The sequence below is a fragment of the Hallella bergensis DSM 17361 genome, assembly GCF_000160535.1.
Lineage (GTDB): Bacteria > Bacteroidota > Bacteroidia > Bacteroidales > Bacteroidaceae > Prevotella > Prevotella bergensis.
Window position 1 is genome coordinate 395323 of the sequence record NZ_GG704781.1, and the last position, 21387, is coordinate 416709.

21 protein-coding genes and 2 pseudogenes are annotated in these 21387 nt (G+C 44.0%); 11 read left to right on the forward strand and 12 right to left on the reverse strand.

Going from position 1 to position 21387, the window contains the following annotated elements; genetic code table 11:
* Nucleotides 1–391 (reverse strand): annotated as a pseudogene (locus tag HMPREF0645_RS13960) (hypothetical protein); the annotation flags it as partial.
* A 5-nt stretch (nucleotides 392–396) separates the two neighbouring features.
* Complete coding sequence (locus HMPREF0645_RS05590; RefSeq protein ID WP_007173941.1) at nucleotides 397–651, reverse strand: hypothetical protein; 255 nt, start codon at nucleotides 649–651, stop codon at nucleotides 397–399.
* 276 nt (nucleotides 652–927) lie between these two features.
* Here HMPREF0645_RS05590 and rho point away from each other — a divergent pair, with 276 nt between their 5' ends.
* The 6 genes from rho to HMPREF0645_RS05620 all read left to right on the forward strand — a co-directional run bounded on the left by rho (nucleotide 928) and on the right by HMPREF0645_RS05620 (nucleotide 8485).
* On the forward strand, nucleotides 928–2928 hold the full coding sequence (rho, locus tag HMPREF0645_RS05595) for a transcription termination factor Rho (protein ID WP_007173942.1): 2001 nt from the start codon (nucleotides 928–930) through the stop codon (nucleotides 2926–2928).
* An 85-nt stretch (nucleotides 2929–3013) separates the two neighbouring features.
* Nucleotides 3014–3940 carry a glucosaminidase domain-containing protein gene (locus HMPREF0645_RS05600; protein WP_007173943.1) on the forward strand — a complete coding sequence of 309 codons (927 nt, stop codon included), beginning with the start codon at nucleotides 3014–3016 and terminating at the stop codon, nucleotides 3938–3940.
* Between the two features lie 64 nt (nucleotides 3941–4004).
* Complete coding sequence (locus HMPREF0645_RS05605) at nucleotides 4005–5246, forward strand: M64 family metallopeptidase (RefSeq protein ID WP_007173944.1); 1242 nt, start codon at nucleotides 4005–4007, stop codon at nucleotides 5244–5246.
* 18 nt (nucleotides 5247–5264) lie between these two features.
* Nucleotides 5265–5867 (forward strand): tetratricopeptide repeat protein, encoded by a 603-nt coding sequence (locus tag HMPREF0645_RS05610; protein WP_007173945.1) that lies wholly within the window; start codon nucleotides 5265–5267, stop codon nucleotides 5865–5867.
* Between the two features lie 59 nt (nucleotides 5868–5926).
* The gene (locus tag HMPREF0645_RS05615) at nucleotides 5927–6730 is read left to right on the forward strand and encodes an EFR1 family ferrodoxin (RefSeq protein WP_007173946.1); all 804 of its coding nucleotides are present in this window, start codon (nucleotides 5927–5929) and stop codon (nucleotides 6728–6730) included.
* Nucleotides 6731–6751: 21 nt separating this feature from the next.
* The gene (locus HMPREF0645_RS05620) at nucleotides 6752–8485 is read left to right on the forward strand and encodes a M6 family metalloprotease domain-containing protein (RefSeq protein WP_007173947.1); all 1734 of its coding nucleotides are present in this window, start codon (nucleotides 6752–6754) and stop codon (nucleotides 8483–8485) included.
* Between the two features lie 157 nt (nucleotides 8486–8642).
* On the opposite strand, the gene HMPREF0645_RS05625 is transcribed toward HMPREF0645_RS05620, so the two are convergent.
* Genes HMPREF0645_RS05625 through HMPREF0645_RS05635 form a run of 3 tightly spaced genes read right to left on the reverse strand, consistent with a single transcriptional unit; the run spans nucleotide 8643 to nucleotide 11638 of the window.
* A complete protein-coding gene (locus tag HMPREF0645_RS05625; protein WP_044123324.1) occupies nucleotides 8643–9785 on the reverse strand; it encodes a cytochrome d ubiquinol oxidase subunit II in 1143 nt (380 codons plus the stop codon).
* A 6-nt stretch (nucleotides 9786–9791) separates the two neighbouring features.
* Complete coding sequence (locus HMPREF0645_RS05630; protein ID WP_007173949.1) at nucleotides 9792–11381, reverse strand: cytochrome ubiquinol oxidase subunit I; 1590 nt, start codon at nucleotides 11379–11381, stop codon at nucleotides 9792–9794.
* A 20-nt stretch (nucleotides 11382–11401) separates the two neighbouring features.
* On the reverse strand, nucleotides 11402–11638 hold the full coding sequence (locus HMPREF0645_RS05635) for a DUF4492 domain-containing protein (RefSeq protein ID WP_007173950.1): 237 nt from the start codon (nucleotides 11636–11638) through the stop codon (nucleotides 11402–11404).
* Nucleotides 11639–11744: 106 nt separating this feature from the next.
* On the opposite strand from HMPREF0645_RS05635, the pseudogene HMPREF0645_RS14200 reads away from it, so the two are divergent.
* Nucleotides 11745–11837: pseudogene (locus tag HMPREF0645_RS14200) on the forward strand (lactate dehydrogenase); the annotation flags it as partial.
* A gap of 547 nt (nucleotides 11838–12384) precedes the next feature.
* On the opposite strand, the gene HMPREF0645_RS05640 reads toward HMPREF0645_RS14200, so the two are convergent.
* The 4 genes from HMPREF0645_RS05640 to HMPREF0645_RS05655 are packed head-to-tail and all read right to left on the reverse strand — an operon-like array spanning nucleotide 12385 to nucleotide 15855.
* Nucleotides 12385–14367: a tetratricopeptide repeat protein gene (locus HMPREF0645_RS05640; RefSeq protein WP_007173951.1), complete on the reverse strand. Its 1983-nt coding sequence runs from the start codon at nucleotides 14365–14367 to the stop codon at nucleotides 12385–12387.
* 7 nt (nucleotides 14368–14374) lie between these two features.
* Nucleotides 14375–14938: a peptide deformylase gene (gene def / locus HMPREF0645_RS05645; RefSeq protein WP_007173952.1), complete on the reverse strand. Its 564-nt coding sequence runs from the start codon at nucleotides 14936–14938 to the stop codon at nucleotides 14375–14377.
* Nucleotides 14935–15351, reverse strand: coding sequence for a Holliday junction resolvase RuvX (ruvX, locus tag HMPREF0645_RS05650; protein WP_044123325.1), 417 nt, complete (start codon nucleotides 15349–15351; stop codon nucleotides 14935–14937). Before ruvX ends, def begins: the two co-directional genes overlap by 4 nt.
* Before the next feature lie 3 nt (nucleotides 15352–15354).
* Nucleotides 15355–15855 (reverse strand): SPOR domain-containing protein, encoded by a 501-nt coding sequence (locus HMPREF0645_RS05655; protein WP_007173954.1) that lies wholly within the window; start codon nucleotides 15853–15855, stop codon nucleotides 15355–15357.
* Nucleotides 15856–16085: 230 nt separating this feature from the next.
* Here HMPREF0645_RS05655 and HMPREF0645_RS05660 point away from each other — a divergent pair, with 230 nt between their 5' ends.
* The 3 genes from HMPREF0645_RS05660 to HMPREF0645_RS05670 all read left to right on the forward strand — a co-directional run bounded on the left by HMPREF0645_RS05660 (nucleotide 16086) and on the right by HMPREF0645_RS05670 (nucleotide 16989).
* Nucleotides 16086–16301, forward strand: a complete 216-nt coding sequence (locus tag HMPREF0645_RS05660) for a YtxH domain-containing protein (protein ID WP_044123427.1) — start codon at nucleotides 16086–16088, stop codon at nucleotides 16299–16301.
* Nucleotides 16302–16377: 76 nt separating this feature from the next.
* The gene (locus HMPREF0645_RS05665) at nucleotides 16378–16728 is read left to right on the forward strand and encodes a phage holin family protein (protein WP_007173956.1); all 351 of its coding nucleotides are present in this window, start codon (nucleotides 16378–16380) and stop codon (nucleotides 16726–16728) included.
* Between the two features lie 3 nt (nucleotides 16729–16731).
* Nucleotides 16732–16989: a hypothetical protein gene (locus tag HMPREF0645_RS05670; RefSeq protein WP_007173957.1), complete on the forward strand. Its 258-nt coding sequence runs from the start codon at nucleotides 16732–16734 to the stop codon at nucleotides 16987–16989.
* A 233-nt stretch (nucleotides 16990–17222) separates the two neighbouring features.
* Here HMPREF0645_RS05670 and HMPREF0645_RS05675 read toward each other — a convergent pair whose 3' ends face one another.
* From HMPREF0645_RS05675 to HMPREF0645_RS05685, 3 genes are read right to left on the reverse strand one after another with little or no spacing between them, the layout of a single operon-like run.
* Nucleotides 17223–17984 carry an MBL fold metallo-hydrolase gene (locus tag HMPREF0645_RS05675; protein WP_044123326.1) on the reverse strand — a complete coding sequence of 254 codons (762 nt, stop codon included), beginning with the start codon at nucleotides 17982–17984 and terminating at the stop codon, nucleotides 17223–17225.
* Between the two features lie 4 nt (nucleotides 17985–17988).
* Nucleotides 17989–19077, reverse strand: a complete 1089-nt coding sequence (murB, locus tag HMPREF0645_RS05680) for a UDP-N-acetylmuramate dehydrogenase (protein ID WP_007173959.1) — start codon at nucleotides 19075–19077, stop codon at nucleotides 17989–17991.
* A 41-nt stretch (nucleotides 19078–19118) separates the two neighbouring features.
* Nucleotides 19119–19973 carry a DUF4348 domain-containing protein gene (locus HMPREF0645_RS05685; RefSeq protein WP_007173960.1) on the reverse strand — a complete coding sequence of 285 codons (855 nt, stop codon included), beginning with the start codon at nucleotides 19971–19973 and terminating at the stop codon, nucleotides 19119–19121.
* Between the two features lie 109 nt (nucleotides 19974–20082).
* On the opposite strand from HMPREF0645_RS05685, the gene pheS reads away from it, so the two are divergent.
* On the forward strand, nucleotides 20083–21120 hold the full coding sequence (gene pheS / locus HMPREF0645_RS05690) for a phenylalanine--tRNA ligase subunit alpha (RefSeq protein WP_007173961.1): 1038 nt from the start codon (nucleotides 20083–20085) through the stop codon (nucleotides 21118–21120).
* Nucleotides 21121–21387 lie beyond the last annotated feature (267 nt).

The window sequence follows — 21387 nt, forward strand, 5'->3', positions numbered from 1 at the left end:
TAACAACTCCAAACTCATTGAGACAGTCGTCATTTTGAATGTAAGGAGCATAAACATCTGAATCAATCAACAATTTAGGATCTTCAGTACGGTGAGAATGAACAAGAGGACAACGGTCATAATTAGAAGCAAGGCGGCCACATGGACGGATCTGCTGACAACCTTTTTTATCCTCAAAAACTTCGAAACGAGGGAGCGAATCATTATTGTAAGTTAAAGTGAAAAATAAAGAATAACGATGTGATTTAATCTCCTGTTCAACCCGATGACACATAGAGGAAGTACGAATGTTTCGACAGGCATAACATTCATTACAGGCAACATACTCAAACCGTTTAGTGTAGCGGTTAAATATACGTTTCGGGTTAAGACAGTGAGAAAATACCTGCATAAAACTTAAATATTAGTCGTATAATTATTTGCAAGAAAAACGAATAAATCTTCAAGAGAGGCGAAGTTCAACCAGCGACCGAGGTCATCAAGGAAAACAAGTACATTAGGTTTGGGGGCGCGATAAATCTCGATGTGTAGTTCGACTTTGTCAAACTGACCACAAATCAAGCGTTTACGGCAGGCGCGAGGCTGAAACGGATTCTCACGAGGTGACTTCATCAACATTTCCGCTTTAGATAAATCTTTTGTTTTTTCCATGTGAGTAAGTATAAATAATGAATAAAATATAATGTGTGTTATGATAAATAAAATATAGAGATGACGTATATCACCTCACGCAAGTACACCGGGATTGGCCGAACGACACTGCGAATCACTGCCTATCTCCCCTGTTTAATATTTGTTAATGAAAAAGATTTAGCGAGCGTTATATTTTGCAATCCAACATATTTTGTTACCTTTGCACCATATTATTTTAAAACATGCTTCTGTTTTGAAGCACACTCCCCATTTTAATAAATTTTACCGTACACAATGTATAGCAAAGAGGAATTATTATCCAAGAGTATCTCTTCATTGGGAGATATTGCAAACGACCTTGGCATCACCCCACAAGATTACAACACCCCCGAACAACTTATATATGAAATTCTTGACAAGCAAGCAGAGAACGAAAGCAAAGCGTCCTCTTCGCCGAGACACAAGCGTACTCGCATCACCCGAAACGATACTGACCGTGTGTACTCGGTGAACGGTAAAGAAGGTGAGAATTTTGATACCAAGAATGTTAAAAACACAAACCCACAGCCACAACTCTTTAAAACAAGAGCTGAAATGAAAGCCGAAGCAGCCGCAGAGACTGATCCTCAGAAGAAGATCAAGGAGCTTGAAGCTGAACTTGAAGCACTGCCCAAGCATCGAGGCCCGAAAACAAAACAAGAAAAACAACTCATGAAAGAGATAGAAACACTCAATAAAAATATAGGCAATCAGTTGCGGGAAGAAAAGCCGACGAATCAAGCACAGCAAGAAGAGGACGAGAATAAAGGCGAAGAGGTGATGGCACAGAATCAAGAGACGTCCGACATACCGGAAGCCAATTATACCACGGAAAGCGAGAGCAACACAGAAAAGAAAAGTGAAGCGCTCATTGCCAAGTTGCAGGCCAAGATTAATGCCCACAACGAAAACACGAATGAGGATTCTGATCCGACAGCTGCCAACGGTGTGTGGGACGGTGACCCGGGCGACGGAACTGACTTTATGGTTATGGTAGATTTGCCTATCGAAGACCATGGCATCGTGCCCAACTATGACATGTTTGACAATCCTATTACTCCCTTTGCACAATCGAATGCAACTGGATATCAGCAGCCTACACCCCAACCTTCTAATCCTCAGGCATCTTACGACTTCAACGATATTATCGAGGCAAACGGAGTGTTGGAAATCATGCCTGATGGCTACGGATTTCTGCGGTCAAGCGACTACAACTACCTATCATCGCCCGATGACATATACGTGGCGGGACAGCAAATCAAGCATTACAACCTGAAGACGGGCGACGTGGTGATGTGCCATGTGAGACCTCCACGCGAAGGAGAAAAATACTTCCCCCTGACGAGCATCGACATGATTAACGGCAGAACGCCGGCTGAAGTTCGCGACCGTATTCCGTTTGAACATCTCACTCCCCTATTCCCCGAAGAGAAGTTCACGCTCTGCGGGGATTCGAAAACCACCAACATGTCTACACGCATTGTTGATCTCTTCTCGCCCATTGGCAAAGGACAGCGTGCACTCATCGTGGCACAGCCCAAGACGGGTAAGACCATTCTGATGAAGAACATAGCCAATGCCATCGCCGCCAACCATCCTGAGGCTTATCTCATGATGTTGCTTATTGACGAGCGACCCGAGGAGGTTACCGACATGGCACGCACCGTTGATGCGGAGGTGATTGCCTCCACCTTTGATGAACCGGCTGAGCGCCATGTTAAAATAGCAGGCATTGTGCTTGAAAAGGCAAAGCGCATGGTGGAATGTGGACACGATGTTGTGATATTCCTCGACTCCATCACACGACTGGCTCGCGCCTATAACACGGTATCTCCTGCCAGTGGTAAAGTATTGACCGGTGGTGTGGATGCCAACGCCCTGCAGAAACCCAAGCGCTTCTTTGGTGCGGCACGTAATATAGAAAAAGGTGGATCGCTCACCATCATTGCCACTGCCCTCATTGACACGGGCAGCAAGATGGACGAGGTGATCTTCGAGGAGTTCAAGGGTACGGGCAACATGGAACTGCAGCTTGACCGTTCGCTGAGCAATAAGCGCATCTTCCCATCTGTCAATCTCATTGCATCAAGCACACGACGCGACGACTTGCTTCAGGACAAGACGACGCTCGACCGCATGTGGATATTGCGCAAATACATCTCCGACATGAATCCTATCGAGGCCATGAACACCATTCATGGACGCATGCAGCAAACCCACGACAACGCAGAGTTTCTGCTCTCGATGAACGGATAGACATGGGCTCGCCACTGCCGGAGAAATACTTTCTCTGGCAGCGGGTTGGCCTTCAATCTGAAATCATTTATCAAAACCACACTCCATGTATAAATTGAAATACTTTTTATGTTGCCTGTACTTCGTTGGTGTCAGCCTCTCGGCCAAGGCACAAATGCAGTGGAACCGACAATATCAAATCTATTTCGACCAATACAAGGATATGGCCATAGAACAAATGCTGAGCCATCGCATTCCTGCCAGCATCACCCTCGCACAAGGAGTGTTCGAGAGTGCGGCTGGGCGCAGCATCTTAGCCACCCGCGGCAACAATCACTTTGGTATCAAGTGCCATGGATGGACGGGACGGAGCATGACGCACGATGACGATGACATAGGCGAATGCTTTCGTGCATACGATAATCCCAGGGAAAGCTTCGAGGATCACAGCAAATTTCTAACGCAAAGCCGACGATATGCTCGATTGTTCTCGCTGGACATCACTGACTACCGAGGGTGGGCACATGGTCTCAAGGCATGCGGATATGCCACCAACCCTCGCTATGCTTATAAACTCATAGAAATTATAGAGCGCTACAAACTCTATGTCTACGACCGGGCAACAACCTATGACCATTTCATGGCCAAGCGGTCGGGAGCGGCTCATCCGATACAACAGGGCGTGCCACTCCACCCCATCAAGATATTCAACAAGAACTATTACCTGATGGCTCGTGAGGGAGACACTTTTAAATCCATCGGGAAGGAAATTGAGATATCCGGACGAAAGATAGCCAAATACAACGAGCGTAACTATCACGACGTGCTCCACGCCGGAGAGATAGTCTATCTGAAGAAAAAAAGAAAACGCGCTTCTAAAATTTACAAGAACAAGCCTCACGTGGTGCAACCCGGCGAAAGTATGTATGACATCTCACAGCGTTATGGCATCAGGCTGAAGTATCTCTACAAGAAAAACAACCTTTCGCCAGACCATCAGATAAGAGTGGGCGAACGGCTAAGAGTGTATTGATAGCGCGCAAGCCCCTTTGGCTCTGACTAAAAGAACCCTATTCTAACAAAAAAGACATCGTATAATGAGAAAGCTCTTACTTGTTGCCACTATTCTCCTGCTGGCAGGTAGCAGGGTTGTCGCACAGGATTTTAACCGGTTTTTTCAAGACAAAACCCTGAGGATAGACTATATGTTCTCGGGTACCCATAACACGCAGCACATTGCTGTAGACGAGTTGTTGGTGGAACCTCGGTGGTATGGCAAGCGGAAACGACTGGCCGAAATTCCGGTGGAAGGCAACGGACAGATCACTGTGCGTGATCACAAGACACAAGAGGTGATCTATCGCAATTCGTTCTCCACCCTCTTCCAGGAGTGGCAACAAGAACCCGAAGCGCTGTATACGGAGAAGGCTTTCGAGAATGTGTTTCTTGTGCCCATGCCCATAGATACGGCCGACATTACCATCGAATTGCGCGACAACCGTCGTCGTATCTCAACCTCTCTCACCCACCGGGTGGTGCCTACGGACATTCTCATCCGACCCATCGGTTGTCGCCACGTCACACCCTTTGAGGTGTTGCAACAGGCCAGCGACACCACTAATTGCATCCACCTGGCCTATCTTGCCGAGGGCTACCGACCCGAGGAGATGAATATGTTCATAGCCGATGCTCGCACAGCTATGGAAGCTCTCTTTGCCCATGAGCCCTACAAGAGCATGCGCCAATGGTTTAACATTGTGGCCGTGAAGTCTCCATCGATGGAAAGCGGAGCCAGTGAGCCGGGCAAGGGCGTCTGGAAAAACACAGCCCTACGCTCCCACTGGGACACCAACTACAGCGAGCGATACCTCACCACAAGCCATCTCAAGGACATGCACGACCTACTGGCCGGCACACCCTACGAGCATATCCTCGTACTGGTCAACTCTGATCGGTATGGCGGCGGTGGGATTCTTAACTCCTATATTCTCTCAACGATGCACAACCAATGGTCAAAGCCTGTCGTGGTGCATGAGTTTGGCCATAGTTTCGCTGGCCTGGCTGACGAGTATGCCTACGAGGGAGATGAGGTGAACATGTATCCACTCGATGTGGAACCATGGGAAAAGAACATCACCACCAAAGTAGATTTCCATGGAAAGTGGGAGAATCTTATCGGTAGAGATAAAAAGGCGGGACTATACGAGGGTGCTGGCTACAAGCTGAAAGGCGTTTTTCGCGGTTACAGAGACTGCAGAATGCGCACCAATGAGATTCCTGAATTTTGTCCGGCATGCCGGAAGGCTACTCAGGAACTGATTGAGTTCTACGTGAAATAGTCCGCAAGTATAGGTTGCATGAAGGTATCACAATGGGCACGTCAGGTTGTCACAGTGATTTTGCTGTTGCTTATGGTGGGACTCCAAGCTGCTGCCCAAGCAACGGATCGTGAGCGACTTGGGATGGGCCTCGAATATTTTCGAAGTGGCAAATACCACGAGGCGCTGTTGATCTTGCAAAAGCTCGACAGGCAATATCGCCTGAATCCGAGAATCAGGGCTTATATCGGTGTGTGTTTTTATTATGAATGGGATTATAAAATGGCAACAACCTATCTCGACTCGGTTATTCCCAAATTGACGGCATTCTCTCCCCAGGAGCGGTCTTTTTATTTTTACGCCAATGCCGAAAGCCATTTTAATCTCAAACAATATGAAAAGGCGCTCTCAATGTATCAGCAAATGCTCGAAGTTTGTCACGACAATGAGAAAGCGGACGCCTTCTATCGCATAGGATTCATACACGTATATAATCAGGACTGGCTCGATGCCTTAGACAATTTGCAGAGTGCTCTTGTATACTACAGGCAATACCAACCTAAGGAAAAAGCCCGAGTGGCACAAATCAGAAACATGATCAATGGCTGCTGTGCAAGAATAAGACAGGAAGAGAAGGAGTAGACTCACCTTTTTATGTTAATTAAATGGTATAATTGCTTTATTTTTAATAACTTTGCAGCATGATATTCTATTTCTCTGCAACTGGAAACACACGGTGGGCAGCTCAGCAACTGTCTGATGCAACAGGAGAACAGCTGATAAATATTTCTGAATTCAACGCTGACAAACCTCTCGCCCAGCCTCAGAGCGGCGAGCGTATAGGTTTTTGTTTTCCTGTACATGGTTGGCGCCCACCCCTCATCGTGCGCAAATTCATTGAAAACCTCAGGCTGAGAACTGAAGGACATTATGTTTATGCTCTGTGCACAGCGGGGGACACCATTGGTGAAACCATGGATATCTTCGAGCGCGATCTCCATAACAAAGGCATCAGGCTTGATGCCGCTTTCTCTTTGCTCATGCCAGAATCGTATGTCGGATTGCCATTTATGGACGTGGATGGTCCGGAGAAAGAGCAAAAAAAGATTTCGAATGCTGCTACGGAGCTTGAAAAATATACATCGATTATTCTCAACAAAGAACATTATAGGATCTTGCCACACCTTGGCAAGTGGCCACGAATCAATTCAAGGCTTATCGGAGACGTATTTGTGAAGTACCTCATTACGGACAAACATTTTCACGTAGACAGTACGAAATGCGTGAAATGTGGAATCTGTGCGGAAGTTTGCCCGGTAAAAGACATTGAGGGTGGACTGGGATTCGAGCCCAAATGGAAGTACAACGATACTTGTCTCACCTGCTTTGCCTGCTATCACCATTGCCCACATCACGCAATAGAGTTTGGCAATCAAACCAAAAATAAGGGACAATATTTCTATAATCATCATCGACACAAATCAAACAAAGAGTTGCTGAAATAAAAGCACGTATTAAAATCAAACATGAAAAAAATACTACTCTCGCTTAGCATCGCCATGTTGTCAGCTGTCTCCACGCATGCCCACAGAGCATGGCCCTACCCCATGACTTTTGTCCAAAGTAACGGAGACACCATCACCGTGCGTCTGAATGGCGACGATTACTTCCATTGGTACACGGATATGGAAGGGAACATTCTCGAACGTCATGGAAACGACTTTACAAAGATTGCGATAGACAAGGAAACTTTCTTTGCCCAAGCACAACAAACGCTCAACGCCAAAGGTATACGCCGGGAGCCTATTGTCAAATCTTCCAGCTTGTTTCCACACATGGGGTCGCCCAAAGCCGTAGTGATTTTGGCACAATATCAAGACTTGGCCTTTTCTGTCAAGAATCCAAGGGCCTCTTTCGATCAGTATCTGAATGCTACAGACGGACATCCGCAAAACTTGGGTAACAACGAAAATAGAAACTACGGTAGTGTCAAGCAATATTTCATGTATCAGAGCGACGGCAAATTCAGCCCACAATTCGACGTCTATGGCCCTGTGACTCTGCCGCAGAAGATGGCATATTATGGAGGGACTGACGAAAATGGTCATGACGAGAAATTCATAGAATTGCTTCAAGATGCCTGCACAGCCATGGACGACTCGTTGGATTTTAGCCAATACGACCAAGACGGCGATGGGAATATTGACCTGGTCTATGTTATCTATGCTGGATATGGACAGAGCAATGGTGCTGCGAACGAAACCATGTGGCCCAAGCGATTCGGAGGTTTTTCAATTCCAAAGTTCGACGGCAAGGGTGTGAATCAAGGTGGAATCAGCAATGAACTGTTTGGAAGAGAGAACAATCCGTCCGACAAAAACATCAATGGTATCGGGCTATTCTGCCATGAATTCTCACACTGCTTGGGGCTTCCGGACTTCTATCCCACCAACAATATAGTAGAAGACAACTTGGGAATGGAGGACTGGAGCCTAATGGATAATGGAGAATATGTAGACTTCGGTTTTTGTCCTGTTGCATACACGGCCTGGGAGCGCGAAGCAATGGGCTGGGACAGTATACCGGCCATTACCAAAGCCAGACAATACAAGTTGGATGGAAAACTTTCCAATGGATCAAATGCTGTAAAAATTGAAAATCCGAACAACAAGAACGACTATTTTGTGTTGCAGCATTTTGAAGATACAATATGGAACCAGCGTATCGCAAAATATAAAAACTCCGCAAAACACATTAACTACAACCCTGAAACCAAAGGATTACTGATATATCATGTCGATTATCAGAAAGATGCTTTCGGACTTTGGCGGAACTCGGTGAACAACGATCAGTCGCATCCGAGAATGACCGTGATACCTGCTGATGGGAAGTTGGTGTCAAGCTACAGAATAAAAGACATTACCCCTTATGAATATGCTCAAGAACTTCATGGTGATATTTTCCGTGCAGAATCAGTCAGTACCACGTCTATGTTCGAACAGACCGGCGGCCTACCCAATGCCGCGTGGTGGACAACTACTGAAGCTACACCGATATATAATATCAATTATATGAACGGTGCCACTTACTTTGACTTCCTTAGGCCTGTAGCCGATACGGGTATTGATCACACACTTGTGACACCTACTCCACTTTCTTCGGAAAGAATCTATAGTCTTGACGGTCGCTTTGTCGGCACTACCGTTGATACCCTCCCTCATGGCATTTACATACGCGGCGGCAAGAAGTTTGTGAAGTAAAGTTATTCTGCAAGCACTTTATCAAATGGATATACATTGGTACTTCCCCGTCGAAGGTGGTGTAGCCAGGTAAAAATAAAAATCGGGTTCCATGGAACCCGATTTTTTACATGCTAAGCTACCGATAACGATTAGCTATTTTGGCTAACGCTATACATCAATAAGCCTCAGACTTCTTGATCTCGTCGCGGTCTATTTTCTTCTTATCTATAGACCACCATGCGTACGAACCGTAAGCCACGATCACTGGTATAAGCAATGACACGTATGCCATGGCTCTCAGCGTGGTTTCACTGCTGCTACTGTTACGAATGGTCAGCGAATACTGGAGATCAACATTTGACGGATAGAACGCTGTGTCATTCCAACCTACAATAAGGAACAGCACGAGGACAACCAGCATCACACCGATGCCGGCCGGCCATATGCCCTTGGTGTAGTTCTTGACAAAGATAGTCTTGCCAATTCCAAACAACAACAGTACCACACCCACAAGGAGAATAATGGCTAACGGCCACATCTGAATGAGGTTGTTGAAATATTTGTAAGGCTCCATGAAGATTGTGCCTGTGGCTGGATCAACAGCATACCCGTCTTTGAGCAGGGTGCGAATGAAGAATGTCAGGAATGTCACAAGGAATGCAACGGTATTGTATAACAGCACGCGTGGAATGCGATTACGAATGGCAGTGTCGTTGACATTGTTATTAATATAGAGAATACCAAGTATACGGGCAAGGAAGAATACTGCCACACCAAACAGCACAGCCCAGAGATCGAGTAGCACATCAAGTCCGCCACTGGCATTAGCCCAATGGCTGATGACCGGCTGTACGGATGAAAACATGTTTGATTTCTCTACGACAAAATTGCTCCCATTGAAGAATGTAGCTACAGCTCCGCCAATAAGCAGTGGGCCAACAATACCATTGATGATAAGACAAATTTGAAATGTCTTAGGACCAAGGAAGTTGCCCAATTTATTTTGGAACTCATAGCTCACAGCTTGTAGCACAAAAGAGAATAAAATGAGCATCCACACCCAGTAGGCTCCGCCAAAACTCGTGCTGTAAAAGAGTGGGAACGAGGCAAAGAAAGATGCTCCGAACGTTACCAACGTGGTGAACGTGAACTCCCATTTGCGTCCGGTGGAGTTAATGACCATGCGACGTTCAATTGGGTTCTTTCCCAATTCAAATATCATGGAGTTAGCTCCCTGTACAAAAAGGAAGAATACTAAGAAGGCGGCCATCAGTGAGACGACAAACCACCAATATGATTGTAAGAATTCGTATGACATGGCTAATTAGTTTTTATATGCAACTTCGCTGTATTCAGGCCCCTTCTTGATTTGCTTGCAAAGAATGCAAATTTCAACAATGAGCATCGTTGTGAATAAGATCAAGAAGATGAAGAAAGTTATGGCAACACTCGTGGAAGGAATGTTGGATACGGCTACTCCCACAGGGAGCATGTCTTGAATGGTCCAAGGCTGGCGTCCCATTTCGGCCACAATCCATCCAGACTCACTCGCAATGTATGCCAAGGGAATGAGTATCAATCCTGTCCAATGTATCCAACGGAACTTTTTAATATCGCGCTTGTGAACAAGGAATAGTAAAACGGCGAAGAACAGGATGAAAATCATACCTAATCCAACCATGATGCGGAATGCATAGAATGTCAATGGAATGGATGGAACTAAGTCGTGAACATCTTTGATATATCCATAACCGAAGTTATGAATGTTGTCTTTCAAAATGGCAAGATGTGATTTTGCTTCTTCATTCAGCGGGTCACCGTCTTTCATTCCTGCCGTAGCCTTGCGATAACCTTGCAATGCCACAATAGCTTTTTTACCGCTTTCAATTTTCTCCTGGTACGAAGTCTCCTTGGTTCCGTCTGGTTTGGTGTAGCCATTAATCAAATCGTTGATGCCGGGCACATAACCATTCATAGACCGTGTAGCCAATAAGGACAAGCCGTTAGGGATAGCCAAACGATAGGGCGGCTCCTTCTCGTTGACATAATCGGGTTGCTTGAACGGGTGTACGCCTGAGATAAGGGTCAGACTCTGGCTCTCACCTCCATTATAAAGAGCTTCCATAGCTGCTAACTTCATGGGTTGCACCTTAGCAACCATGTAGCCGGAATTATCCCCTGTCAATACGGCAAGCAAAGAAGCCACCAGGCCGACAACACCAGCTATCTTGATGCTTTCGATAGCTAATTTGTGCTCGCGGTTTTTCAACAAGTACCAACAGCACACACCTGCTGCAAATACTGCCCCTACAATCCAGGCTGATGTAACAGTATGGCAAAATTTATCTACGGCAAACGGTGAGAACGCAACATCTGAAAAAGAAGTCATCTCAAATCGCATCGTGGAAGGATTAAACTCTTGACCCACTGGGTATTGCATCCATGAGTTGGCTACAAGTATCCACCACGCAGAAATCGTGGCACCTAATCCGGTGAGCCAAGTGGCTGCCAAGTGAAATCCTCGTGATACCTTGTCCCAGCCAAAGAACATCACGGCCACAAACGTTGCTTCCATGAAGAAAGCCACAATACCCTCAATGGCAAGTGGTGCGCCGAATATGTCGCCCACCATCCACGAGTAGTTGCTCCAGTTGGTACCAAACTCGAACTCAAGAATGATTCCCGTTGCAATACCCATGGCAAAGTTTATTCCAAAGAGTTTCTGCCAGAAACGGGCCACGTCTTTCCAGAAAACATCATGAGTACGATAATAACAAGTTTCGGCAATTCCCATGATAACTGCCAATCCCAAAGTGAGTGGAACAAACAGCCAGTGGTAAATTGCGGTCAGTGCAAACTGGGCTCTAGACCAGTCGACTGTTGCATTTGTAATGTCTAATAAAAGATTTAACATATTGGTTAGATTTAAATAACTTAATCTGTGTGTTTAAGTATTTGTTTGGATACAAATTCAGACTCCTGACCCTTTTTGGCGTTTTCGTGTATGAAATTGGGAAAGAAGAATAATTTGAGAATGGCAAAAATAATGAACAGTTTGATCAGGATCACTGTCCACAGCGTCTTGCCCAAGGTCATATTTCTGAATCCGTCAACGTAAAGATGATAGACATTGTAGGCAAATCGATATAAGCCGCTATTCTTAAAATTCATAAGTTTTAAGTTTACGGTACAAACTTAAATCTTTTTTTTGAGATTGACAACAATTCATTTGTATTTTTTACATAAGTGGGTATAAAATATGGTTCATCCGACATCCAGGATGAATCCTGAGACAACAGATGGTGATAATTTTTCTGACAAACATCTCTCTGTATTTCGCGAATTTAAAAATAAGAATCTATTGGTTTGAAATTCGAGAAATTTGAGATAATTTGTAGAGCGTTGACAATCAGAGTTTTAATAAATATGATTTTACCATACGATTTTTGTCGTCTACGATTAGATATCAAACGCCGCTGCGGTTAAACTCTAATCGCGATGCGACAAAGGCTCGGTCGCGCAATCGATAAGCTCAAATCGCGGTGCCACAAGGTTGTAACCACATCGGTCTTGTGTTCTTGATACTCTTCGCGATTGGAATTATCCGCAAAAACATGGCGCCTTTCTGTCCAGATGAGACGAAAGGAAATGGCCGGAAACGGTAATAATATTTTATAAAGTGAAGAATGAAGAATGAAGAGTGAAGAATGAAGAGTGAGGAATGAAGGGGGGAAGAATATGCACTACATGACTGTCGTATCACTCGAAATGTAGGATGAACTTAAAATATCATAGGAATGAAATGTCATTAAAGCGACAAGCTGCAATTGTTGTCATTTTTGACCGGAGAATCGTGTATTAACTATCACCATTTGGTGACCATGCAAGACGGCTTGATGAAACGATTTGCTTGCGTGTCAATCCTTCTTTTCCTTTATCTTTTTGCTCAAGGCGTAAGCATCATAAAGTCCAAGTTCCCCGGCTTTGCTCAAATCCTGCTGTGCGGCGTCATATTTACCCATACGATAAAATACAATTCCTCTGTTATAATACGCTTCTGCCAAGCGTGGATCCAATTGTATTGTATAAGTATAGTCGGACACCGCACGGTCAAAGTTTTTCTGGTCTGCAAACATGTTTGCTCGATTGAAGTAGAGGTACGCATTTTTAGGTGCCAACTTAATTGCTTCTGCAAAATCCCCTTCAGCCTGTGCTGCCTTCATGCTGACATTCTGCCCCCTCGAAGAATCGTAATTGTTGAGTAGGGTCTGACATGTTGCGCGAGTCCACCAACCAATAACCGACGTTTTATCAAGAGAGAGATAATCGTCAAGGTCAGAGATGGCATCCGAATAGTTCTGCGCATCGGCGAAAGCAATGGCACGCTGCAACAATAAATCTGCTCGTACCTTCGGATTGCTCTCCTCGCCTATTCCTGCAGATAAAACATCTATGATTTGGAAAATCTGCCTTGATTGAACATCACTGAGTTTACTATGTTGATGTTTGCATGCCAATGTCAGCTTACGAATAGGATCGTGCTTGCTATTAAACCTGTCCACAGAAGGATCGTAGGCCTGGTACCCCTGTATTCCATTGGAATATGAGAAATAGGACAGTTGATACATCGGAAGCAGTGAAAACTCCACATCACGGTTTTGTATTGTTCCACGATATTGGCTCTTGTACTCATGCTCCACTTCCGACTTGTCTTCTACAACAATATTGTTATATTTGTCTATATTGATCTCCGATCTCCTACGCATTTCCTTGAGTTTCTCTTTACTCCAACGCCGTTGACCACCAATGCGTTTGTCCATCTGTGCCTTGAAAATGCGGAATTCATCAAGTTCGGCCTTGGCTGTCATACCCAACCTTCGATAACAACGAGCACGATTACTCAGTCCAGCCCAAAAGTTGGGGAACTGATTAATGACTTGACTATAGTCAGCAATAGCCGCACGAAGGTTCCCAGTCTTGTCATGCAAAAGAGCACGATTGTAAATCGCCATAAAGTTTTGTGGCTCCATCTTGATTACAAAGTCGAAATCCTCAATAGCCCTGTTATCATCGCCAAGCTGTACGCGGAGCAGACCACGGTTAAAATGAGCAAGAAAGTTATTGGGATCAAGGTCTATGGCCAAGTCATAATCTTCCATGGCTCCACGCAAATTATTATAATTGAGTCTTGCCAAGGCACGGTTCACATAACTGTTGACAGATTTTGGATTGAGATGTACAACTCTGCTTAAGCAACTGTCGGCAGTTTTCCATTGCTGTCTGTTCAATGCTATATACGATCGTGTGGTCCATGCGTCCACATTGTAAGGATCGATTTGTAAGCTTTTTGCAAGCCATGTGTCTGCTTCAACCGTATCTTTCTTGTTGAGACAGATTTCGGCTTTCAATGAATAAGCGGATGAAACATCCGACCATTTTTTTATTATGGTATCCGCATCGAGTAAAGCCTGGTCATAGTCTTTGGTTTTCAGTCGGCAAATAGCACGATTCAACCAAAAGCTGGAGACAGAGGGGTTCAGCCGGATAGCCTTCGTATAATCGTCTATGGCCTCGCCGAACTTTTCCTGACGGATACGTGAAATGGCACGTAAATCAAAAATCTGTTCTATATAAGGGTTTAACCCAATGGCCTCTGAGGCATCCTGTTCAGCCCCGACAAAATCATCAAGATAGAACTTTGCCACTGCCCTGTTGTACCAAGGGAGCCATAAATATGGCTTCAAAGACAACACCTTATTGAAATATTGGATAGAGAGCACGTAGTCTTCGTAATGCAATGCAACCTCGCCGCTGGTTATCAAGCGGTCTATGTTGTATTGAGCATTCATCTTGCCCACAGACAACAAGGTTACGAGCAAGACGATTATTTTGCTCTTCATCGCTTTATTATTTTCGGGCAGGCTTTGTCCTGTAAGAACAAGTATATTTACCCTGCATGATTCCCTTCAACTTATTACGGATGAGTTGCTTGCGCAAGGGAGTAATACGATCCACATACATCACTCCCTCCAAATGGTCAAACTCATGTTGCATTACACGAGCCAAATATCCTTCTACCCATTCATCATGCGGCTGGAGCTCCTCATCAAGATATTGCACACGTATACGGGAATATCTTACGACCTTTTCACTCAGGCCGGGAACCGATAGGCAACCCTCCTCCATGCTTACCTTTTCTGATTTTTTGTCAACTTCGATAATATGTGGGTTGATATAAGCATGACGAAAGTCTGCATATTCAGGATAGTCCTCTTTCAGAACATCAAGATTGATAACCACAACACGTACTGACTTCCCTATTTGGGGAGCAGCCAACCCTACTCCGGAAGAGGCGTCCATGGTCTCAAACATATCATCAATCAATTGACTCAATCCGGGATAATCCGTTGGAATGTCCTGGGCAACTTTTCTCAACACCGGATGCCCGTATGTATAAATTGGTAATATCATTTCTTTGAATTCATATAGTCCTGAAGGATAATGGTAGCACTAATCTCATCTGCTAATCCCTTGTTCTCCCTCCTGGTCTTTTTTTTCACACCACTCTCGAGGATTGCTCGATGAGCTAACACAGAAGTAAATCGCTCATCATAATATACTATAGGTATTGCAGGATGCGATTTTCGCCATCGACCCACAAAATTCTCCACCCTTGCAAAATTCTCCGATGGATTCCCGTCGAGCTGCATAGGCTTACCTATAACAATACGTTCGACCTCCTCTTGTTTCACATAAGAACTGAGAAAGTCGAACAAATCTTTTGTCTCTACTGTAGTGAGACCATTGGCAATAAACTGCATGGGATCTGTAACTGCCAATCCCGTGCGTTTTTTACCATAGTCTATTGATAGTATTCTTGCCAAAAATTATTTCTTATACAACAACCAAGCGTCACTCTTGGGGTTATACTGGCTACCGCGAAGAGCATCGCGACTCTGCACAGCCTGAGCCTTATCGGCAGACGTGGTAGCAATAACACGATACATATTCAAAGTAGAGTTATATGCTATCTGTGCATCATATCCACCCTGCTTCAAAGTAGTCTGTAACCCCTCTGCATTTGCTTTCAAACCAAAAGAGCCCACAACCACACTGTATGCTTGCAGTCCTACACCGCTAACAATGGTCACATCCTCCGTGCGTACCGTTGCATTTTCAACATTCGACACCGTAGTCTGTGTGACAGGCTGTTGTGTAAGAGGCGTCACCACAGGAGCTTCTTCTTGGGTAGGCTGCTGTGCCATATTTTGCTCTTCCTGAGCCTTAGCCTTCTCGTAGGCTTTCTTATAAGCACTTTCTTGTGATTTGCAACTTGTAAAAGCCAAGGCAATACACATAGAAGCACCCAATACCAATGATTTTTTCATACCTTTTGAATATTTATGATGTTAATGTTATTCGTAATAAAGGAATCTAATCCTATGATGTGCGAAATTACGAAAATTATCACAAAAACAAAAAAAGTGTGCGCATAAAGTTTGTTAAATCAATAAAATAGGAGTTTTTAACATAAACTTTTCTACCTTTCCCTTGCATTTTATCATGGAAATATATATATTTGCAAATGACAAGATATTTTTAACTAAAAGCAAATATGATGAAAACATTAGGCTACATTGGCGCTTTCTTAAGTGGCGCTATCACAGGAGCAGCATTAGGAATGCTTATGGCTCCGGAAAAAGGTGAAAAAACACGCAATAAGATTACAGATGCTATTGACGATTTCTGCAAGAAGCATGACATCAAACTCAATCGTAAGGATACCGACGACCTTATTGATGATATTAAAGAAGCCGTAGGCGTTGGAGACTAATCCGTCATTTTAATTAAGAATAGGGTTGTGAACAACTCACAACCCTATTTCTTTAATCACTATACACAGGAGATATATGTTTTCAAATGACAATAACATTGAAACTATCGGCAAGCTTGTCGAAACCTTAAAGCACTACACAGGTCTGCAAGCAGAGTATGTAAAGTTGAGCATTGTTGAGAAAACCGTTAAGATTCTTACAGTTATCGGTATTACTGCCATACTCTGCATGTTTCTTGTCCTGATGCTCATTTATCTCAGTTTCGCCGCCGCATACGCTCTCGCCCCCTATGTTGGCAACCCAGGAGCTTTTGCCATTATTGCTGGCGTATATCTTGTTTTACTCATCCTTTTCCTTATTTTCAGAAAACAATGGATAGAGAAACCATTGGTAAGATTACTTGCTTCATTGTTATTAAGTAAATAAATTATGGACAACAACACTTCCCCCTCTGACACATACAAATCACTTGAGGAAATAAAACTTCGAAAGGCAATGCTCCTGAGAGACATCCAAAAGGAAGATAACAGGATACAAAATATATGGGTTACTTTGTTCAGAAAGCCCGAAGCCTTTAAAAAGAACACGTCACCATCCAGGCGTATCAACAGCTTAATGAGTACAGGTGCTGGATTTTTTGATACCGTTATATTAGGATGGAAGCTTTATAGAAAGTTCAGAAGATAGAATCTGAATAGCGGGTGTGACATGTTAACAAATCGAAACTCAAGCATTTTCGTGCAAACAAAAGTTATAAATCAACTTGTTTTTGCCCTAAAAATCTCTTGTTTATAAATAAACACGCTATATTTGTAACGTGTTTTTCATAGTATTAGATTTAAGGTTAACAAGGTTGGAGTGCAGCGGCGCTCCATTTTTTTTGTTATTAGCTTACAAAAATACTTTTTTGAACAGCAAGCTTACACGTCTATTTCCAAGCCATCGTATGCAAACTGGAACCCTTCGGGCAGTCTATCGTTAGCAACTTCATGCAAACCGATTTTATGCGTCAGATGAGTGAGGAACGTGCGGCTGGCTCCAATCCTACGAGAAAAATCTATGGCTTCTGGAATAATTAAATGACTGTGATGCGGCTTTGCCCATCTTAAGGCATTAAGAACCAAAGTCTCCACACCTTGAAGATAAACACATTCATCAGGGGATATAGCTTTCATATCTGTAATGTAAGCCATGGATCCAAACCTATATCCCAATATCGGTAGCTTTCCATGCATCACCTCTATTGGCAATATATTGATATCCCCCACCCTCATCGGTTCATGTTTGCGGATAGCGTGAAGCGTCAACTTGGGTACTCCGGGATATAAATGTTCAGTAAAACAATAGGGGAAATTATGCTTGACAGCCTTCACCGTCATGTCATTGCCATAGATATCTATATTTCCAAAGTAACAACACGGTCTCAAATCGTCAATACCGCCCGCGTGGTCATAATGTTCATGTGTAAGCAACACCGCATCGATCTTGCGAAATTCGAGCGGCATGAGCTGCATGCGGATATCTGGTCCACAATCTATCAGCACACGTGTCGTTTCCGTTTCCAGCATTGCTGCAGTCCGACTACGTTTATCTCGCCGGTTATTACTTTTGCAAACCGCACAATCACAACCAATCACTGGCACACCGTTAGATGTTCCGGTGCCTAAAAATCGAAATTTCAAAGCCTTATCTTATATTTACCTCAGGATATATATGTATTCCAAACTTTGTGAAAACGTCATCTTGAATGGCATGCATCAATCCGACAACATCGCTTCCTGTTGCTCCACCATAGTTTACTAATACGAGTGCTTGCTTCTCATAAACTCCAACCTTGCCTACCCTGCGTCCTTTCCATCCACAACGGTCAATCATCCAGCCAGCTGGAATTTTATATCGTTTTTGATGGTAAAAGTTTCCGGTTTGGCTTCCAGTGTCGTTAGATATCGAAGAGTCAACTTCGAAAAACCTGACATCCGGAAATCTTTCTTTCAGCTCGTCCAAAACTTCTTTGTCAACAATTGGGTTCATAAAGAAACTCCCCGCATTGCCTAATTCAGAAGGGTCTGGCAATTTAGCGCGACGAATATCAATGATAATGCAACGCAGCATCTGAGCCGTCAGATCCCCCTCTTCTATTTCCCAGGCAGTCAGCATCTCGCGGATGTTTCCATATTCGAGATGGGGATGAAATCTACGGGAGAGCCTATAGGTCACATGTGTAATGAGAAACTTATCTCTCCAATCCTGTTTAAAACGACTCTGACGGTATCCATAGCCACACTCGTCTGCTCCGATGGTAACCACTTTGTCCGAGGACAGCTCCACGGCCTCAATTTTTGTTATCAAATCCTTGGCCTCTACACCGTAAGCTCCAATATTCTGAACAGCCGAAGCACCACACTCTCCCGGAATCAGGCTGAGGTTTTCCATGCCGTAATAGCCTTGCTCAACAGCATATTCCACCACCTCGTCAAACGTAGTACCGGCCCAGCATCTGAGCAATACGGATTCAGAAGGTTGGTCTCCGGTGATGACTTCCACGTCGAACCGTTTATCAGCCGTCAGCACTTTTCCATGAAAATCTTTAGTCAACAGAAGATTGCTTCCACCGCCAAGAATCAAAAATGACCGCGTGGATCCATCGTTTTCTTTCAACTCGTGAGCAAGTTCTACAGCATCATCGATCGACTCAAAAGTAATAAATTCATCACATTTTTGGTCGATTCCAAACGTATTGTTATGTAGCAGAGAATAGTTTGCTAATCGTATCATAATCAAGAAATAGCATTCGCGCAAAAACTTTGCACCAAGCCTTAAGTGTTAAATTTAGTAAGTTTCCATTTTCCATCGATCATTTTGAAGTCCATTTCCATTTCAAGACCGTTGGATATTCCCCTGATTAAAAATATCTTTCGATTCGAACTATGTTTTCGTTCTCCGTAAAGAATGTTATAGATAACTCCACTTGGTATGATAGCTGGCTTGAAATCAGGCCATTGCTGGGGCATTATAACGCCTGAAATAGTAGAGAAATCGTCTTCTGGATCGGGAGCGGTGAAATTCACCTCCTCAGCCATACTTCTCACCTGAAATGCTGAATCAGTGGAAAATTTATCATAGAATTTCAAGAAACTTGCATTTCTGTTCTTATAAAGGGGCTGATAGTGAACAGAAGTAAGCATCCACTCACCATTCAATTTATCAAAGAAATATTCCTGAACTGTTTTGATGTCAAATTGAATTTTTTCTATAACCACATGATTCACAGACGTGTCTTTACCCAACTCTCTATATTTAGGACTGTCGATGATTAGCGTGTAGTATTCCTGACGCATGAAGAAACGCTCCGTCTTCCATTGTTTTCTGTCTACTTGGCTCTCCAACTTGCCATCACGATATATAGGCAGTGGAAAGGTAGTGCGCTTTTGTTGGAGTTTACGACTGGCAGCGAAATTAAAGAAGAAATCGTCAAAAAGTTCATCGGCTGCCTTGGGCATCGGAGTCTCTGCTATTATACTTTCTGACGAATCCAACATGGTTGTATCCTCTTGGATAGAATCCACTTGCAAAGTATCTGTAGGCTCTGGCTTCTTATTGGTACACCCGTATGGAATGACCATTGCCAAAAACAGCATGGATAAAACAACAAAAGCAAACTCTTTTCTCATATCAAATTATTCATAAGGCTACGCAAAATTACACATTATTTTTCATATTAGTTTACTTTTTCCAATAAAACTTAGTAACTTTGCATTCATAGAACAGGATGTTTAAATTATGATATTAGACAAAATAGACAAACTCCTTCAGGAAGTGGCCGAAATGTCGGCAAAAAACTCAGAAGAGATTGAACAGCTCAGGCTAAAATACTTGAGCAAGAAAGGGGAAATTAATGCCGTCATGGCTGATTTCCGCAATATAGCTGCAGACCAGAAGAAAACCGTTGGTATCAAGATAAACGAACTCAAGCAGGCTGCACTCAACAAACTCAGCGAATTACGTGAGCAGGTAGCCACTGCAGATTCAGATACTGAGAATATCGACCTCACACGCACGCCCTACCCTATTCCGCTCGGCACACGCCATCCTCTGACCCTCGTTAAGAATCAAATTATAGATATATTCCAACGCATGGGGTTCGTCTTGTACCAAGGTCCGGAGATTGACGACGACAAGCATGTGTTCACCATGCTTAACTTTGCTGCCGATCACCCAGCACGCGATATGCAGGATACGTTCTTTATTTCTCAAGATGCAAACGATGTTACCAAGAACGTTATCCTCCGTTCACACACTTCTGGTGATGAAGCCCACTATATGGAAACCCACAAACCGCCAATTCGCATGCTCTGTCCGGGACGCGTTTACCGCAATGAGGCCATCTCTGCGCGTGCCCACTGCTTTTTCCATCAGGTTGAGGGATTGTATGTAGACAAGGGAGTTAGTTTCTCAGACCTCAAGCAAGTGCTTCTGACCTTTGCGCGAGAAATGTTTGGACCGGATACCAAGATTCGTTTGCGCCCCTCCTATTTCCCATTCACCGAACCCAGTGCCGAGATGGACATTTCATGCAACATCTGCGGAGGTAAAGGCTGTGGATTCTGTAAAAACACCGGATGGGTAGAAATTTTGGGTTGCGGAATGGTCGACCCACACGACCTCGAGGCTTGCGGTATCGACTCCAGCGTCTACACTGGCTATGCATTTGGCATGGGTGTGGAGCGCATTACCAACCTGAAATATCGCGTAAACGATTTGCGACTATTCTCCGAAAATGACATTCGTTTCCTCGAAGAATTCAAAAGTGCATATTAATTAAAAATATTTTGTCTTAAAAAGCAGGAGTGTCATTGGCGCTTCTGCTTTTTTTGACTCACTTTCTTTACTTTTTTTTCAGCGTATCACGGCCGCAGTACGCGTGCGTTGCATTCGACAGACAAATGTATCACGGCCGAAGCACGCGCGTATATCGGACGTGATACAATGGAAACAACCCTTATTCGACATACCGGCATGTCGTCAGGAATGTGCCACTATTGTTTGACATGTCACAATTGACTTCCGGCTCACAACATTGGGAAA

Coding starts and splice junctions, on each gene's coding strand:
- HMPREF0645_RS05685 (WP_007173960.1), bottom strand. CDS start 19,973: ATGAGAAAAGAGTTTGCTTTTGTTGTTTTATCCATGCTGTTTTTGGCA.
- HMPREF0645_RS05610 (WP_007173945.1), top strand. CDS start 5,265: ATGAAGGTATCACAATGGGCACGTCAGGTTGTCACAGTGATTTTGCTG.
- HMPREF0645_RS05615 (WP_007173946.1), top strand. CDS start 5,927: ATGATATTCTATTTCTCTGCAACTGGAAACACACGGTGGGCAGCTCAG.
- HMPREF0645_RS05665 (WP_007173956.1), top strand. CDS start 16,378: ATGTTTTCAAATGACAATAACATTGAAACTATCGGCAAGCTTGTCGAA.
- HMPREF0645_RS05640 (WP_007173951.1), bottom strand. CDS start 14,367: ATGAAGAGCAAAATAATCGTCTTGCTCGTAACCTTGTTGTCTGTGGGC.
- rho (WP_007173942.1), top strand. CDS start 928: ATGTATAGCAAAGAGGAATTATTATCCAAGAGTATCTCTTCATTGGGA.
- HMPREF0645_RS05600 (WP_007173943.1), top strand. CDS start 3,014: ATGTATAAATTGAAATACTTTTTATGTTGCCTGTACTTCGTTGGTGTC.
- HMPREF0645_RS05655 (WP_007173954.1), bottom strand. CDS start 15,855: ATGAAAAAATCATTGGTATTGGGTGCTTCTATGTGTATTGCCTTGGCT.
- HMPREF0645_RS05630 (WP_007173949.1), bottom strand. CDS start 11,381: ATGTTAAATCTTTTATTAGACATTACAAATGCAACAGTCGACTGGTCT.
- HMPREF0645_RS05625 (WP_044123324.1), bottom strand. CDS start 9,785: ATGTCATACGAATTCTTACAATCATATTGGTGGTTTGTCGTCTCACTG.
- pheS (WP_007173961.1), top strand. CDS start 20,083: ATGATATTAGACAAAATAGACAAACTCCTTCAGGAAGTGGCCGAAATG.
- HMPREF0645_RS05605 (WP_007173944.1), top strand. CDS start 4,005: ATGAGAAAGCTCTTACTTGTTGCCACTATTCTCCTGCTGGCAGGTAGC.
- murB (WP_007173959.1), bottom strand. CDS start 19,077: ATGATACGATTAGCAAACTATTCTCTGCTACATAACAATACGTTTGGA.
- HMPREF0645_RS05620 (WP_007173947.1), top strand. CDS start 6,752: ATGAAAAAAATACTACTCTCGCTTAGCATCGCCATGTTGTCAGCTGTC.
- HMPREF0645_RS05670 (WP_007173957.1), top strand. CDS start 16,732: ATGGACAACAACACTTCCCCCTCTGACACATACAAATCACTTGAGGAA.
- HMPREF0645_RS05590 (WP_007173941.1), bottom strand. CDS start 651: ATGGAAAAAACAAAAGATTTATCTAAAGCGGAAATGTTGATGAAGTCA.
- HMPREF0645_RS05660 (WP_044123427.1), top strand. CDS start 16,086: ATGAAAACATTAGGCTACATTGGCGCTTTCTTAAGTGGCGCTATCACA.
- HMPREF0645_RS05635 (WP_007173950.1), bottom strand. CDS start 11,638: ATGAATTTTAAGAATAGCGGCTTATATCGATTTGCCTACAATGTCTAT.
- def (WP_007173952.1), bottom strand. CDS start 14,938: ATGATATTACCAATTTATACATACGGGCATCCGGTGTTGAGAAAAGTT.